Origin of the sequence: Streptomyces sp. NPDC012508 (assembly GCF_042902595.1) — a bacterium.
Lineage (GTDB): Bacteria > Actinomycetota > Actinomycetes > Streptomycetales > Streptomycetaceae > Streptomyces.
Map to the genome: position 1 here is coordinate 461,801 of NZ_JBIBEO010000007.1, position 16,016 is coordinate 477,816.

The 16,016-nt window shown below is 70.0% G+C and carries 13 protein-coding genes; 8 read left to right on the forward strand and 5 right to left on the reverse strand.

What is annotated here, in order from left to right; all coding sequences use genetic code 11:
• Positions 1-63: 63 nt before the first annotated feature.
• Positions 64-615 (reverse strand): NADAR family protein, encoded by a 552-nt coding sequence (locus ACFY8U_RS25705; RefSeq protein ID WP_389574002.1) that lies wholly within the window; start codon positions 613-615, stop codon positions 64-66.
• Between the two features lie 175 nt (positions 616-790).
• On the opposite strand from ACFY8U_RS25705, the gene ACFY8U_RS25710 reads away from it, so the two are divergent.
• Genes ACFY8U_RS25710 through ACFY8U_RS25735 form a run of 6 tightly spaced genes read left to right on the forward strand, consistent with a single transcriptional unit; the run spans position 791 to position 7,956 of the window.
• The gene (locus tag ACFY8U_RS25710; protein ID WP_389574005.1) at positions 791-2,305 is read left to right on the forward strand and encodes a gamma-aminobutyraldehyde dehydrogenase; all 1,515 of its coding nucleotides are present in this window, start codon (positions 791-793) and stop codon (positions 2,303-2,305) included.
• Positions 2,306-2,335: 30 nt separating this feature from the next.
• Positions 2,336-3,583 (forward strand): spermidine/putrescine ABC transporter substrate-binding protein, encoded by a 1,248-nt coding sequence (locus ACFY8U_RS25715; RefSeq protein ID WP_389574008.1) that lies wholly within the window; start codon positions 2,336-2,338, stop codon positions 3,581-3,583.
• A 40-nt stretch (positions 3,584-3,623) separates the two neighbouring features.
• Positions 3,624-4,775 (forward strand): ABC transporter ATP-binding protein, encoded by a 1,152-nt coding sequence (locus ACFY8U_RS25720; protein ID WP_389574011.1) that lies wholly within the window; start codon positions 3,624-3,626, stop codon positions 4,773-4,775.
• Positions 4,772-5,707 (forward strand): ABC transporter permease, encoded by a 936-nt coding sequence (locus ACFY8U_RS25725; RefSeq protein WP_389574014.1) that lies wholly within the window; start codon positions 4,772-4,774, stop codon positions 5,705-5,707. Before ACFY8U_RS25720 ends, ACFY8U_RS25725 begins: the two co-directional genes overlap by 4 nt.
• Positions 5,707-6,501: an ABC transporter permease gene (locus tag ACFY8U_RS25730; protein WP_389574017.1), complete on the forward strand. Its 795-nt coding sequence runs from the start codon at positions 5,707-5,709 to the stop codon at positions 6,499-6,501. Before ACFY8U_RS25725 ends, ACFY8U_RS25730 begins: the two co-directional genes overlap by 1 nt.
• Positions 6,502-6,537: 36 nt before the next feature.
• Positions 6,538-7,956, forward strand: coding sequence for an FAD-dependent oxidoreductase (locus ACFY8U_RS25735; protein ID WP_361603573.1), 1,419 nt, complete (start codon positions 6,538-6,540; stop codon positions 7,954-7,956).
• Between the two features lie 22 nt (positions 7,957-7,978).
• Here ACFY8U_RS25735 and ACFY8U_RS25740 read toward each other — a convergent pair whose 3' ends face one another.
• Positions 7,979-10,273 (reverse strand): MMPL family transporter, encoded by a 2,295-nt coding sequence (locus ACFY8U_RS25740; RefSeq protein WP_389574020.1) that lies wholly within the window; start codon positions 10,271-10,273, stop codon positions 7,979-7,981.
• A gap of 281 nt (positions 10,274-10,554) precedes the next feature.
• Between ACFY8U_RS25740 and ACFY8U_RS25745 the strand changes: the two genes are divergently transcribed.
• Positions 10,555-11,025, forward strand: coding sequence for a hypothetical protein (locus ACFY8U_RS25745; RefSeq protein WP_389574023.1), 471 nt, complete (start codon positions 10,555-10,557; stop codon positions 11,023-11,025).
• Positions 11,026-11,092: 67 nt separating this feature from the next.
• Positions 11,093-12,895, forward strand: coding sequence for a chitinase (locus ACFY8U_RS25750; RefSeq protein ID WP_389574026.1), 1,803 nt, complete (start codon positions 11,093-11,095; stop codon positions 12,893-12,895).
• A 72-nt stretch (positions 12,896-12,967) separates the two neighbouring features.
• On the opposite strand, the gene ACFY8U_RS25755 is transcribed toward ACFY8U_RS25750, so the two are convergent.
• From ACFY8U_RS25755 to gabT, 3 genes are all read right to left on the reverse strand, one after another.
• Positions 12,968-13,633, reverse strand: a complete 666-nt coding sequence (locus tag ACFY8U_RS25755) for a hypothetical protein (RefSeq protein ID WP_389574029.1) — start codon at positions 13,631-13,633, stop codon at positions 12,968-12,970.
• A 19-nt stretch (positions 13,634-13,652) separates the two neighbouring features.
• Positions 13,653-14,189 carry a phosphatase PAP2 family protein gene (locus ACFY8U_RS25760; RefSeq protein WP_361644940.1) on the reverse strand — a complete coding sequence of 179 codons (537 nt, stop codon included), beginning with the start codon at positions 14,187-14,189 and terminating at the stop codon, positions 13,653-13,655.
• Between the two features lie 331 nt (positions 14,190-14,520).
• Entirely contained in the window at positions 14,521-15,855 is a 1,335-nt protein-coding gene (gene gabT / locus ACFY8U_RS25765; RefSeq protein WP_383180164.1) for a 4-aminobutyrate--2-oxoglutarate transaminase, read from the reverse strand.
• Positions 15,856-16,016: the final 161 nt, after the last annotated feature.

A 16,016-nucleotide genomic window follows, 5' to 3' on the forward strand; every position in this document is an offset into this window, starting at 1 on the left:
CGCGGCCGGCGGATCGCCGGACGGCTACGGAGAAGGGCCCCGCGCCATGCGCCGGGCCCTTCCTCATACGCCCGAGCGCAGCCGCTCCCGCGCCTCCATGAGCGCGAACCCCAGCAGGTTCAGGCCTTGCCACCGTGAGGGGTCCTTCGCGCGCGGGTCGTCGGCGCCGAGGCCGATGCCCCAGATCCGGTCCAGCGGGCTCGCCTCCACCAGGACGCGGCCCCCGGTGCCGAGCAGATACGCCCGCAGCGCCTCGTCGGACGCGAACTTGTGGACGCTGCCCGCGACGACGATCCCGAAGCGCTCCCGCTCCCACACCGTGTTGTCGAAGCCCCGCACCAGCCGCCCCGCCTTCTTCGCCTCGGCGGGCGTACGGGACGACAGCGCCGCCCGCTCCGCCTCCGCGTCCCCGAAGAGCCGGGCCTTGGCCGCCATCATCCAGTGCTCGGCGGTCGCGTACCGCACCCCGTCGACCTCGAACGGTGCCTCCCACCACTGGCTCAGACAGCTCGCCGAGAGCCGTCCGTCCGGCCTCGGACGGTGGCCCCAGAAATGCAGCCACTTCACCCGTTCACCCCGGCTGACCTGCTCGGTCAGCGTGTCGATCGTCACCATGCACGGGATTCTGGCAGCCGCCACGGACACTCCGTACGGTCATTAACCCGAGCCCTCGACACATGGTCGACCGATTCCGTCGCGTAACCAAAAGGCAACGACGGAATCACTTGTTGGACCGATCGGCCTCTGTCAGGATCGGCACTCAATTCGAACTGGAACAACGGAGAGCGTCATGGGCAACCGCTTCCAGGTGACGGACCGCTTCGCGGACGGCGCACAGTACATCGGCGGGCGGCTGCGGCCCGGAACCTCAGGGGACGAGCACAGCGTCGTCGATCCGGCGACGGGCGAGAGCGTGTACACCTACACCCTCGCGTCCACCGCCGACGTGGACGACGCCGTCGCCGCCGCGAAGGAGGCGTTCCCCGCCTGGGCGGGCGCGACCCCCGGCGAGCGCTCCGACGCCCTCCACCGGTTCGCGGGCGTCCTGGCCGAGCAGGCCGAGGACATCGCGCATGTCGAGTCCCTCCAGTGCGGCAAGCCGATCAAGCTGTCCACCGAGTTCGACGTACCCGGCACGGTCGACAACACGGCCTTCTTCGCCGGGGCCGCCCGGCACCTCCAGGGCCAGTCCGCGGGCGAGTACAGCGGCGACCACACCTCGTACGTCCGGCGCGAGCCCATCGGTGTCGTCGGCTCCATCGCGCCCTGGAACTACCCGCTCCAGATGGCGGCCTGGAAGATCCTCCCGGCGATCGCCGCCGGCAACACGATCGTCCTGAAGCCGGCCGAACTCACCCCGCTCACCTCGCTGATGTTCGCCCAGGCCGCCACCGAGGCCGGCATCCCCGCCGGCGTCGTCAACATCGTCAACGGCGCCGGCCGCACGGCGGGCGAGCACCTCGTCGGCCACCCCGACGTCGCCATGACCTCCTTCACCGGCTCCACCCCGGTCGGCAAGCGCGTCGCCGAGATCGCCACCTCCACCGTGAAGCGGCTCCACCTCGAACTCGGCGGCAAGGCACCCTTCGTCGTCTTCGACGACGCCGACGTGGAGGCCGCCGCCCACGGAGCCGTCGCCGCCTCCCTCATCAACACCGGCCAGGACTGCACCGCCGCCACGCGCGCGTACATCCAGCGCCCCCTCTTCGACGCCTTCGTCGCCCGCGTCGCCGAGCTGATGGAGAGCGTCCGCCTCGGCGACCCCTTCGACCCCTCCACCGACCTCGGCCCGCTCATCAGCCACACCCAGCGCGACCGTGTCGCCGGCTTCGTCGACCGCGCCCGCGGCTACGCCACCGTCGTCACCGGCGGCGAGGCACCGGGCGGCGAGCTGACGAAGGGCGCGTACTACCGCCCGACCCTGATCACCGGCGCCGCGCAGGACAGCGAGATCGTGCAGTCGGAGATCTTCGGACCGGTCCTGGTGGCCCTGCCCTTCGACAGCGACGACGACGGCCTCCGACTCGCCAACGACACCCCGTACGGCCTCGCCGCCTCCGCCTGGACTCGCGACGTGTTCCGCGCGAACCGCGCCACCCGCGAGATCAAGGCAGGGTGCGTCTGGGTCAACGACCACATCCCGATCATCAGCGAGATGCCGCACGGCGGCTACAAGGCGTCGGGGTTCGGAAAGGACATGTCGGCGTATTCCTTCGAGGAGTACACGCAGGTCAAGCATGTGATGTACGAAAACACCGCGGTGATCCGGAAGGACTGGCACCGCACGATCTTCGGAGACCGGTAGTCCCCCCTCAACCCCCGAGAGGCACAGCGCATGGAGCAGTACGAGCCCGACAGCCTGTCCCCCGCGCAGATAGCGGCGATGCGGCGCAGTGTGACGAGTGGCCGGGGCGCCCTCACCCGCCGCTCGATGCTGCGCGCCGGAGGCGTCGGCGCGCTCACGGTCGGCGGCCTCGCGGCCCTGAGCGCGTGTGGCATCCCGCCGGCCAAGCGGGAGGGCCAAGGCCCCGCGTCCACGGACGTCTCGGCCAAGGAGAAGCGGCTCGCCTTCTCCAACTGGACCGAGTACATGGACGTCAGCGAGGACGAGAAGTCCCGCCCCACTCTGGAGGCGTTCACCAAGCGCACCGGGATCACGGTCAAGTACACCGAGGACATCAACGACAACGTCGAGTTCTTCGGCAAGATCAAGCCGCAGCTCGCGGCCGGCCAGGACACCGGCCGCGACCTGATCTGCGTCACCGATTGGCTCGCCGCCCGCATCATCCGGCTCGGCTGGGCGCAGAAGCTGGACGCGGCCAACCTCCCCAACGCCTACGCGAACCTCTCCGCCCAGTTCCGCCGCCCCGACTGGGACCCGGGCCGTGCGTACTCGTACCCCTGGACCGGCATATCCACCGTCATCGCCTACAACTCCAAGGCGACCGGCGGGAAGAAGGTCGACTCGGTCACCCAGCTCCTGGACGACCCCTCCCTCAAGGGCCGGGTCGGCTTCCTCACCGAGATGCGCGACTCGGTCGGCATGACCCTGCTCGACATGGGCAAGGACCCCGGGAAGTTCACCGACGCCGAGTACGACGAGGCGATCGGCCGCCTTCAGAAGGGCGTCGACAAGAAGCAGATCCGTCGCTTCACCGGCAACGACTACACCTCCGACCTGGACAAGGGCGACCTGGCGGCCTGCCTCGCCTGGGCCGGTGACGTCATCCAGCTGCAGGCCGACAATCCGGACATCAAGTTCGCCATCCCGTCCGCCGGTTACATCACCTCAAGCGACAACCTGCTGGTGCCCGCCCAGGCACGCCACAAGGCCAACGCCGAGAAGCTCATCGACTACTACTACGAGCTTCCGGTCGCCGCCCAGCTGGCCGCGTACATCAACTACGTCTGCCCGGTCGACGGCGTGAAGGACGAACTCGCCAAGATCGACCCCGAGCTGGCGAGCAACACGCTGATCCTGCCGGACAAGGCCATGGCCGCGAAGTCGCGCGCCTTCCGTTCGCTGACCGGCGAGGAAGAGACGGCGTACGAGGAGAAGTTCGCCAAGCTCATCGGTGCCTGAGAACCGTCGTCCACCTCTTACGAACCTGGGATCGCAACCCATGACTGACAAGAACACCGGCGGCGACGTCCGTCTCACCGGCATCAGCAAGACGTACGGCTCCTTCACCGCCGTCCACCCGCTCGATCTCACCATCCCGCAGGGCTCGTTCTTCGCCCTCCTCGGAGCCTCCGGCTGCGGCAAGACCACCACGCTGCGCATGATCGCCGGCCTGGAGGAGCCCACCGGCGGCACCGTGTTCCTCGGAGACAAGGACGTCACCGACCTCCCGCCGTACAAGCGGCCGGTCAACACCGTCTTCCAGTCCTACGCGCTCTTCCCGCACATGGACATCTACGAGAACATCGCGTTCGGTCTGCGCCGGCGGGGCATCAAGTCGGTGAAGAAGCAGGTCGACGACATGCTGGAACTCGTCCAGCTCGGCGACAAGGCCCGGCACAAGCCGCACCAGCTCTCCGGCGGCCAGCAGCAGCGCGTCGCCGTGGCCCGCGCGCTCATCAACCACCCGCAGGTCCTCCTCCTCGACGAGCCGCTCGGCGCCCTCGACCTCAAGCTGCGCCGCCAGATGCAGCTGGAGCTCAAGCGGATCCAGACCGAGGTCGGCATCACCTTCGTCCACGTCACCCACGACCAGGAGGAGGCCATGACCATGGCCGACCAGGTCGCGGTGATGAACGGCGGCCGGGTCGAGCAGCTCGGCGCGCCCGCCGACCTGTACGAGAACCCGCGGACCACGTTCGTCGCGAACTTCCTCGGCACCTCCAACCTCATCGAGGCCGAGGTCGTGGAGAGCGGCGGCTCCGACCTGGTCGTGACGGCCGGTGGCGGCAAGCTCCGGGTGCCCGCGGACCGCTGTTCGGCGACCGTACGCACCGGGGGCAGGGTCCTCGTGGGCGTCCGCCCCGAGAAGATCTCGCTCGCGCACGCCGACGACGCGGGGAAGATAGCCGACGGCCGGAACAAGGTCACCGGCCGGATCGTCGACTCCTCCTTCATCGGTGTCTCCACGCAGTACGTGGTGAACAGCCCGGCGGGCGCGGAGCTGCAGGTCTACGAGCAGAACATCGAGCGCGACACCCGCCTCGTCCCCGGCGCCGAGGTCGTTCTGCACTGGAACGCGGCCCACACGTTCGGCCTCGACGCCGATCAGGACATCGACGCCGGCGTGGAGACGGTGGAGGACGCCTCGTGAGCGCACCCACTCTCACCAAGGAGGAGGAGGCCGCGCCGACCGGAGCACCGGTGGCGCGCAAGCCCTCCACCCGCAAGCGGCTCGTCCCGTACTGGCTGCTGCTGCCCGGCATCGTCTGGCTGATCGTCTTCTTCGCGCTGCCGATGGTCTACCAGGCCTCGACCTCGGTGCAGACCGGCTCCCTGGAGAAGGGCTTCGAGGTCACCTGGCACTTCCAGACGTACTGGGACGCCTTCCAGGAGTACTGGCCGCAGTTCGTCCGCTCCCTGCTGTACGCCGGTACCGCCACGCTCCTGTGCCTGCTCCTCGGCTACCCGCTGGCGTATCTGATCGCCTTCAAGGCCGGCCGCTGGCGCAATCTGCTGCTCGTCCTCGTCATCGCGCCCTTCTTCACCAGCTTCCTCATCCGGACGCTGGCCTGGAAGGCGATCCTGGCCGACGACAGCGTGGTCGTCGACGCCCTGAACGCGCTGCACGTCCTGGACGTGACCAGCTGGCTCGGCTGGACCGAGGGCGACCGCGTCCTCGCCACGCCGATGGCGGTGGTCTGCGGTCTGACGTACAACTTCCTGCCGTTCATGATCCTTCCGCTCTACACCTCGCTGGAGCGGATCGACGGCCGGCTCCACGAGGCCGCCAAGGACCTGTACGCGTCCCCCGCCACCACCTTCCGCAAGGTGACGTTCCCGCTCTCCATGCCGGGCGTGGTCTCGGGCACGCTGCTCACCTTCATCCCGGCGAGCGGCGACTACGTCAACGCCGAACTCCTCGGCTCGACCGACACCAAGATGGTCGGCAACGTCATCCAGTCGCAGTTCCTGCGCGTGCTCGACTACCCGACGGCCGCCGCACTGTCCTTCATCCTCATGGCGATCGTGCTCCTCATGGTCACCGTCTACATCCGCCGCGCGGGAACGGAGGACCTGGTCTGATGCGTTGGATCCGTCGGAACCTTGTCGCCATCGCGGGCCTGCTGACGCTCGCGTACATGATCCTGCCGAACATCGTCGTGATGGTGTTCTCGTTCAACAAGCCGAACGGGCGCTTCAACTACGCCTGGCAGCGCTTCTCCCTGGACGCCTGGAAGGACCCCTGCGGCGTCGCCGACCTGTGCGGCTCGCTGACCCTGTCGCTCCAGATCGCGGCCTGGGCCACCCTCGGTGCCACGATCCTCGGCACGATGATCGCCTTCGCGCTGGTCCGCTACCGCTTCCGGGCGCGCGGCGCGATCAACTCGCTGATCTTCCTGCCGATGGCCATGCCCGAGGTCGTCATGGCCGCCTCCCTGCTCACGCTCTTCCTCAACATGGGTGCCGAGCTGGGCTTCTGGACGGTCCTCATCGCCCACATCATGTTCTGTCTGTCGTTCGTGGTGACGGCCGTCAAGGCGCGCGTGATGTCGATGGACCCGCGCCTGGAGGAGGCCGCGCGCGACCTCTACGCGGGCCCGGTGCAGACCTTCGTACGGGTCACGCTGCCGATCGCCGCCCCCGGCATCGCGGCCGGGGCGCTGCTCTCCTTCGCGCTGTCGTTCGACGACTTCATCATCACCAACTTCAACTCGGGCAACACCGTCACGTTCCCCATGTTCGTCTGGGGCTCGGCGCAGCGCGGCACGCCCGTCCAGATCAACGTCATCGGCACGGCGATGTTCATCATTGCCGTACTGGTGGTGGTAGCCGGACAGATCATCACCAACCGGCGCAAGAAATCAGCGACAAGCTGAGCACACCCTGAGCAACACCTGAAGGAGTTGGAACCCATGGCCCCAGTCGCCATGCGTCTCGCTGCACAATCTCTCTCCGACGCCCAGCCCGTCCCCTTCTGGCTGGAAGACCCGGGCAAGCCCGGAGCCCTGCCCGCCCTCACCGGCACCGAGAAGTGCGATCTCCTCGTCGTCGGCGGCGGCTACAGCGGACTGTGGACCGCGCTCCTCGCCAAGGAGCGCGACCCCTCCAGGGATGTCGTACTGATCGAAGGGCGCGAGGTGGGCTGGGCCGCCTCGGGCCGCAACGGAGGCTTCTGCGCGGCCTCCCTCACGCACGGCTTCGGCAACGGGCTCGCCCGCTGGCCGGGTGAGCTGGCGAAGCTGGAGGAGCTCGGCGAGCGCAACCTCGACTCCATCGAGGCGGCGGTCGCCCGCTACGGGCTCGACTGCGACTTCGAGCGCACGGGCGAGATCGACGTCGCCACCGAGCCGTACCAGGTCGACGAACTCCACGAGGTGTACGAGGAGATCGAAGGGCTCGGCCTCGCGGACGGGCTCGAACTCCTCGACGGCGACGCGGTCCGCGCGCAGGTCGACTCCCCGACCTTCCTCGGCGGCCTGTGGGACCGGCGCGGGGTCGCCATGCTCAACCCCGCCAAGCTGGCCTGGGGCCTGAAGCGGGCCTGCCTGGACCTGGGCGTGCGGATCTACGAGAACACTCCCGGCCTCGACCTCGTCTCCGTCGGCGCGGGCATGGGCGTGCGCACACCGTACGGCAGGGTCCTCGCCCGCCGGGTCGCGCTCGGCACCAATGTCTTCCCCTCGCTGGTCAAGCGGGTCCGGCACTACACCGTCCCGGTCTACGACTACGCCCTGATGACCGAGCCGCTCTCACCCGAGCAGCTCGCCGCCGTCGGCTGGAAGAACCGCCAGGGCCTCGGCGACAGCGCCAACCAGTTCCACTACTTCCGGATCACCGCCGACAACCGGATCCTGTGGGGCGGCTACGACGCGATCTACCGCTTCGGCGGCAAGGTCACCGCCGAGATGGACCACCGCCCCGAGACGTATCTGAAGCTCGCCGAGCACTTCTTCCGCTGCTTCCCGCAGCTGGAGGGGCTCCGCTTCAGCCACGCCTGGGGCGGAGCGATCGACACCTGCTCGCGCTTCTCGGCCTTCTTCGGCACGGCGTACCAGGGCAAGGTCGCGTACGCCGCGGGCTTCACCGGCCTCGGCGTGGGTGCCACCCGCTTCGGCGGAGACGTGATGCTCGACCTGCTGGCGGGGGAGCGCACCGAGCGGACGGAGCTGGAGATGGTCCGCTCCAAGCCGCTGCCCTTCCCGCCCGAGCCGATCGCGTGGGCCGGCATCGGCATCACCAAGTGGTCGATGGCGCGCGCCGACGACAACGGCGGTCGCCGCAATCTGTGGCTGAAGGCGATGGACCGACTCGGCCTGGGCTTCGACAGCTAGCGCCCGCACCGGTCCGGCGGGGTCACGGAGTCTTCCGCGACCCCGCCGGGCCGTTCCCGGTCACCTCGGCCAGCGCGCCCTCGCCCTCGGTGTCCAGGTGCGGCAGGATGCGGTCCAGCCAGCGAGGGGTCCACCAGGCCTTCGGGCCGAGCAGCGTCATCACGGCGGGCACCAGGAGCAGCCGCGCGACCGTCGCGTCGATGAGCACGCTCGCGGCCAGGCCGAGGCCCATCATCTTGATGACGATGTTGTCGCTGACGATGAAGGCCGCGAAGACGCTGACCATGATGAGCGCCGCGCAGGTGATGACGCGGGCCGTGATCTCCAGGGCGTGCGCGACACTCGCCTTCGCGTCGCCGGTGCGCAGCCACGCCTCGTGGACACGGGACAGCAGGAAGATCTCGTAGTCCATGCTCAGGCCGAAGACGATGGCGAACATCATCATCGGCACATAGCTCTCGATCGGGACGTCTCCGGAGACGCCGAGCGCCGGGCCTCCCCAGCCCCACTGGAAGACGGCGACCACCACTCCGTACGAGGCGCCGATCGACAGCAGGTTGAGGATGGCGGCCTTGGCGGCGACGAGCGGCCCGCGGAAGACGACCAGGATCACGAGGAACGCCAGGGCCACGACCACGGCGATGATCAGCGGCAGCCGGCTGGAGACGATGTCGAGGAAGTCGACCTGCGCGGCCGTGGTGCCGGTGACGTACGTGGAGGCCGTGGTGCCGCTGACGGCCTGGGGGAGGACGTTGTCGACGAGGTTGTTGTTCAGCTCCGTGGTCCGCTCGTCCTGCGGCGCCGCGACCGAGTAGGCGGTGGCGATCAGGACGTCCCCGTCCGAGGTCGGCGTCAGCGGGGTGATCAGGGCGGCGTTCGGCACACCGGTGAGCGCCTTCTGGGCCTGCGAGGCGAGGGCCGACCGGTCGGAGGCGGGCACCGAGGTCTGGTCGATCACCAGGGTCAGCGGCCCGTTGGATCCGGGCCCGAAGGCCGAGGACATCAGGTCGTAGGCGCGCCGGTCGGTGAAGGACTTCGGGTCGGCGCCGTCGCCGATGTGCCCGAGCTGCATGAAGAACATGGGGATGGCGAGCACCACGAGCACGACGACGCCCGCGGCCAGGAACCACCACGGCCGCCGCTCGACGCGCAGCGCGTAGCGGTGCCATGCCCCGTGCTCCTCGCCCTCCTGGATGTCGGTCTCGGCGATCGGGGTGCGCACCCGCAGCTTGTCGATCCGCCGCCCGATCAGCCCGAGCATCGCCGGTACGAGCGTCAGCGCGCCGACGACGGCGGTGACGACGGTGGACGTCGCGGCGAGTCCGAGCAGTCCGATGAAGCTCAGCCCCGAGACCCACAGGCCCGAGAGGGCGATGATGACCGTGCATCCCGACACGAGGACCGCCCGGCCGCTGGTGGCGGTGGCCGCCCCGGCGGCCGTCACCGGATCGGCGCCGTCCATCAGCAGCTGGCGGTGGCGGGTGATCAGGAAGAGCGCGTAGTCGATGCCGACACCGATGCCGATCATCGTCGCCAGGGTCGGTGAGACGGTCGCGAACGTCCACACGGCGGCGAGGAGCCCGAGCACCGCGAGCCCGCAGAGGGCCGCGAACAGCGCGGTGACCAGCGGCAGAACGGCCGCGAGTACGCTGCCGAAGCCGATCAGGAGCACCACGATCGCGACCCCGAACCCGATCGCCTCGCTGAGCCGGTCGTTCGGCTCCGGGCGGGCCAGCTCGCCAAGGGTGCCGCCGTACTCGACCTCGACTCCAGCGGCGCGCAGCGGCGCCACGGCGCTGTCCACACCGTCCAGGTAGGAGTCGCCCAGGGTCGAGGGCTGGACGCTGAAACGCATCGTGATGTAGCCGGTCTTGCCGTCCGTCGAGAGCGGGCCGGGGTTCGGCGTCCCCGGCGGGACGCTAGGCGGCGTGGTGCCGGGCGCCGGCAGCGGGCTCTGCGCGCTCAGGACCTCCGGCAGCTTCCCGAGGGAGGTGACCGCCTGGGAGACCTGGTCGCTCACCTCGGTGAGCGGCTTCGCGGAGTCGTACAGCACCACCTGGGCGCTGTATCCGCCGGCGGCCGGCTCGTGCGCGCGGAGCACGTCGAGCCCTTCGGCGGACTGGGTGCCGGGCAGCGAGTAGTTGTCGGAGTACTCACCGCCGTACGCGTGCTGGAGGGCCAGCAGGCCGGCCAGCGCGACGATCCACGCGGCGATCACCAGGACGAAGTGGCGTGCCGACCACGCGCCGACCCGCCACAGCAGCCCCTTCTTACGGGAGCTTCCGGGTGCGTTACCCGAGGACGGCGGGATCGGCATGGGGGTACTCCCGTGGTGGTGGGCGCGGCGCGGAGGCCCATACGACCATGCGGAAGGCGGCGAGCGGCGGAGGCCGCCGACCCGGCCGTCCGCCGTCCACCCGATCGGGCGCGCCCGGAGGGCGCCGGTGCGCCGGGTGTGCGCCCCTGGCGCACACCACTTGCTCGCCATGTGGCCCACTTCACTACCAACTGGTGGTCCGAACCCGCGTAATGATCGTCACCGACCCCGCTCTCTGCGTGTGGACGACGTGTCCGTACACGGAAGGGAGGCCGTAGGCCATGACTGGTTCGGGGGCGGCCAAGACCGCGGTGGAGTGGCTGGCATCGGTGGCGCCGGATCCCGACGCCTGCCGGTGGGAGTGGGAGCGCAACCCGCTCGGGATCGCCCTGCTGCCCGCTGGGAAGCGGTGGGACGTGCTGATCCTGCCGGGGGAGCTCGGGTATCCCACGCTCGATGTGCTGACCCGGCTCGTGGACCGGCCGGGGCCGGTCCTCGCCGACTTCGGCGAGGCGCGGATGGGCTTCTTCGTGCCCCCGGGCACGGCCTCGCGCTGGCTCGGTACGGGGGTGCGCAGCGCGGGCCGCGGCACCTGGATCGTCGTCCCGTATCCGGGGCGCGCGGCCGGCGGGGTGCGCTGGCTGGTGACGCCCGACGGCAGCGGAACCCTCAACGACGCCTCGCTCCTGGAGCTGGCGATGCACGAGGCGGCGGGCCGACTGGCGCGCGGTGAAGGAGAGCAGAGGTCTTGACCACTTGATTGGTCTGGACCATGCTGTGGCGCGCTCCACCTCGATTCCCCCACCCCCGGAGGCAGTTGTGGACCGCACCAGACCTCTCACGCTTCTGCTGGCTGGCGTGCTCGCCGCCGGCGGACTCGTCTCCCTCACCCCCGTGGCCCAGGCCGCGGACTCCGAACTGGCACGCAACGGCGGCTTCGAATCCGGCCTCGACGGCTGGAGTTGTACGGCGGGCAGCGGTGTCGTCGTCTCCTCACCCGTCCACGGCGGTACGAAGGCGCTGCAGGCGACCCCGGCCGGCAGCGACCAGGCCAGGTGCTCCCAGACCGTCACCGTGAAACCGAACTCCGCCTACACGCTGAGCGGTTGGGTGCGCGGAAGCTACGTCTACCTCGGGGCGTCCGGCACCGGCACGACCGACGTCTCCACCTGGACCCAGTCCGCCCCCGACTGGCAGAAGCTCACCACCGGCTTCACCACCGGCGCCTCCACCACCTCCGTGACCCTCTACACCCACGGCTGGTACGGCACCGGCGCCTATCTCGCCGACGACCTCTCCCTGATCGGCCCCGGCGGCGACCCCGTCCAGACCCCGGCCACCCCCACCGGCCTCGCCGCGGGCTCCCCGACCTCCACGTCCGTACCCCTGACCTGGCCCGCCGTCTCCGGGGCCACCTCCTACAAGGTCTACCGCGGCGGAACCCCGGCGGCGACGGTCACCGGCACCTCGTACACCGCGACCGGCCTCGCGCCCTCCACCTCGTACACCTTCCAGGTCTCGGCCGTGAACAGCGCGGGCGAGTCGGCGAAGTCCACGGCCGTGACCGCGACCACGACGTCCGGCGGCGGGAACCCCGGCGGCGGCCTCCCGGCCCACGCCCTCGTCGGCTACCTCCACGCCAGCTTCGCCAACGGCTCCGGCTACACCCGGATGGCCGACGTCCCCGACTCGTGGGACGTCATCAACCTCGCCTTCGGCGAACCGACCTCGGTGACCTCCGGCGACATCCGCTTCTCCCTCTGCCCGGCCGCCGAATGCCCGAACGTGGAGTCCGCCGCGGACTTCAAGGCGGCGATCAAGGCCAAGCAGGCGGCCGGCAAGAAGGTCCTGATCTCGATCGGCGGCCAGAACGGCCAGGTCCAGCTCTCCACGACGGCCGCCCGCGACACCTTCGTCTCCTCCGTCTCGAAGATCATCGACGAGTACGGACTCGACGGCCTGGACATCGACTTCGAGGGCCACTCCCTCTCGCTCCAGACCGGCGACACCGACTTCCGCAACCCCACCAGCCCGGTGATCGTCAACCTCATCTCGGCGGTCAAGTCCCTGAAGGCCAAGTACGGCTCCGGCTTCGTCCTGACGATGGCCCCGGAGACCTTCTTCGTCCAGCTCGGCTACCAGTTCTACGGCTCCGGCCAGTGGGGCGGCCAGGACCCGCGCGCCGGCGCCTACCTCCCGGTCATCCACGCCCTGCGCGACGACCTCACCCTGCTCCACGTCCAGGACTACAACTCGGGCCCGATCATGGGCCTCGACAACCAGTACCACTCCATGGGCGGCGCGGACTTCCACATCGCCATGACCGACATGCTCCTCACGGGCTTCCCGGTCGCCGGCAACACGGACCGCGTCTTCCCGGCCCTCCGCCCGGAGCAGGTCGCCATCGGCCTCCCCGCCTCCACCCAGGCGGGCAACGGCCACACCACCCCGTCCGAGGTGAACAAGGCCCTGGACTGCCTGACGAAGAAGACGAACTGCGGCACGTACCAGACCCACGGCACCTGGCCGGCCCTGCGCGGCCTGATGACGTGGTCGATCAACTGGGACCGCTTCAACGCCTGGGAGTTCAGCCGCAACTTCGACGCCTACCGCTGGAGCTGACGCTCACCCCACCACCTCGCCGAACAGCCGGACCGGAGCCGTCATCGGCTCCGGTCGGCCGTGTGCCGGGGCTCAGCCCGTCGGGGCCTCGGCGGCCGAACGGGAGGCCAGCTCCGCCCGGTTCAGGGCGCGGGTCATGGCCGGGAGGTCCGGGGCGGTCCCGTCGGCGGGGGCGGCGTGGGATGCGAGGAGCTCCGGCGTCAGGCGGTATCCCTCGGCATGCTCCATGAGCGTCTCGGCGGACGTTCCTCCGTCGTACCGGACGTGGTCGTCCAGCAGGCTCAGGGCGTCGTCCCGGTCGACGAAGCGGCTCATCCCGCAGTCGAGGCCGTCGTCCTTCAGGTCCTCGGGGTACGGGGCGCGTGCCCAGGCGCCGTTCTCGTACCAGTAGACGCACCCCAGTTCGTTCCCCTCGAGCCGGTCGCGCAGCTCCTCGTAGGGGAGCCAGTCGGGGCCGCCCGCCAGCATGTCGATCGGCGTACCGTGCCACTTGACGCCGCTCGACTCGTCCTCGCCGAAGAGCACGTACCGGCCCCCACCGACGCGGGAGAACGTCCACCAGGTGCATCCGCAGTCGTCGAGGTGGAGCCCCTCGTCGTCGATCCAGCAGCCCGTCCGGTACCCGGTGGCCTCCTCCGCCTCCGTGGTCGCCTCCAGCACGGCCACAAGGGCCCAGCGCGCCCACAGCACCTCCGGGGACGGCAAGTCGCCCGGAAGTCCCGGCCGTTGAATGGTCATCTGCACTCCGCTTGGTCGGTCACGAACGTGAAGCGCGACCGTACCGCTCGGCGAGGACAGGCCAGCGGAGCAGGGGTACACAGAGAGCCACCGAGGCCAGGACGTCCAGGGGCCAGTGGAAGCCGCGGAGCACCAGACCGATGGCCGTCAGGGTCGTCAGAACGGCGGCCAGGGGGAGCAGGCGCTTCGAGACGAGGAACGCCGCGCCGACGTACGCCACCATCGCCGTCGCCGTGTGGCCCGACGGGTAGTAGCCCGCCGCCCACGGCTCCAGCGGGCCCGGGCGGGCCGTCCACTCCTTCAGTGGAATGATCAGCAGCGGTACGAGAGCCATCGTGAGGCCCGCGGCGAGGACCTGGGAGCGCCGGCCGCGCCAGAGCGCGTACGCCATCGCGGCACCGAGGACCGGGAGGGCGACCGTCATGTTGCCGAGGTCGGCGCCGAGTTCGGAGAACCAGCGGGGGACGCGGTCGACCAGGGAGCGCGAGAGGCGCTCGTCGAGGCGGGCGAGCGGGCCCGCCACGACGACCTGCCAGGTGATGACAGCGAACAGCACGACCGCCGAGAAGACAGCCGGACGCCCCGGAACAGGGGGGGTGGTTCCGGGGCGTCCGAGGTGACCGGGCTGCCGCGCGCCCCGGGGGGTGTGGGGCGGGCGGCCATCCGATCGGTGAGGAGTTCCGGAGCGCGAGGCTCCAGTGGTGTGCGCCAGGGCGCGGGCAGGGCGGGGCTGGGGAGGCTCCGCCCTGTTGTCGCTCGCAGTTCCCTGCGAGCGGGGTGTTTCTCTCATCTGCAGAAACCGTACGGCAGAGAGAAGGGGACCGACAGCCGGATCTCCATCCCGCCATCGGCCCCCCACACTCTCTTCACACGCCGTGTCGAAGGGGTCAGATCTGCCCGAACGCGTTCTCGATGATGTCGAGACCCTCGTTCAGGAGATCGTCACCGATCACCAGCGGCGGCAGGAAGCGGAGCACGTTGCCGTAGGTGCCACAGGTCAGGACCAGCAGGCCCTCGGCGTGACAGGCCTTCGCCAGCGCGCCCGCGGCCTCCGGGTTCGGCTCCTTGGTGTCGCGGTCCTTGACCAGCTCGATGGCGATCATGGCGCCGCGGCCGCGGATGTCGCCGATGGCGTCGAACTTCTCCGCCATCGCCGACAGGCGGGTCTTCATGACGGACTCGATGTGCTTCGCCCTGGCGTTGAGGTCGAGCTCCTTCATGGTCTCGATGGAGCCGAGCGCACCGGCGCAGGCCACCGGGTTGCCGCCGTAGGTGCCGCCCAGACCGCCGCCGTGCACGGAGTCCATGATCTCGGCGCGGCCGGTGACGGCGGCGAGCGGCAGACCGCCCGCGATGCCCTTGGCGGTCGTGATCAGGTCGGGGACGATGCCCTCGTCCTCGCACGCGAACCACTGGCCGGTGCGGCAGAAGCCGGACTGGATCTCGTCGGCGACGAAGACGATGCCGTTGTCGTTGGCGAACTTCACGATCGCCGGCAGGAAGCCCTTGGCCGGCTCGATGAAGCCGCCCTCGCCGAGGACCGGCTCGATGATGATCGCGGCGACGTTCTCGGCGCCGATCTGCTTGGTGATGTTGTCGATCGCCTGGGCGGCGGCCTCGGGGCCGCAGTTCTCGGCGCCGGTGGGCCAGCGGTAGCCGTAGGCGACCGGCACGCGGTAGACCTCGGGCGCGAACGGACCGAAGCCCTGCTTGTACGGCATGTTCTTCGCGGTCAGCGCCATCGTCAGGTTCGTACGGCCGTGGTAGCCGTGGTCGAAGACGACGACGGCCTGGCGCTTGGTGTACGAACGGGCGATCTTGACCGCGTTCTCGACGGCCTCGGCGCCGGAGTTGAACAGCGCGGACTTCTTGGCGTGGTCGCCGGGGGTCAGCTCGGAGAGCGCCTCACAGACCTCGACGTAGCCCTCGTACGGCGTGACCATGAAACAGGTGTGCGTGAAGTCGGCGAGCTGCGCGGCGGCGCGGCGCACGACGGCCTCGGCGGAGGCGCCGACGGAGGTCACGGCGATGCCGGAGCCGAAGTCGATCAGGCGGTTGCCGTCGACGTCCTCGATGATGCCGCCGCCGGCCTTCGCGGTGAAGACGGGCAGCACGGAGCCCACGCCGCCGGCCACGGCGTCGAGGCGGCGGGCCTGCAGCTCCTGCGACTTCGGACCGGGGATGGCGGTGACGACGCGCCGCTCCTGCGGGACAGCGTTCATGCGAGGCTCCTGGGGTGTTCTGGACGCTCTTGTGGGTTTCTTCCGCAGGCTAGGCGCGGGGGGCGGGCGCGGGCATGCGCCGATCGGGAGTGTTGCGGGGTGTGTCGTTGTCCGGTGTGGACATGGCGGCCGGGAAACCGCTCCGGGCCTGGCCTCGCCCA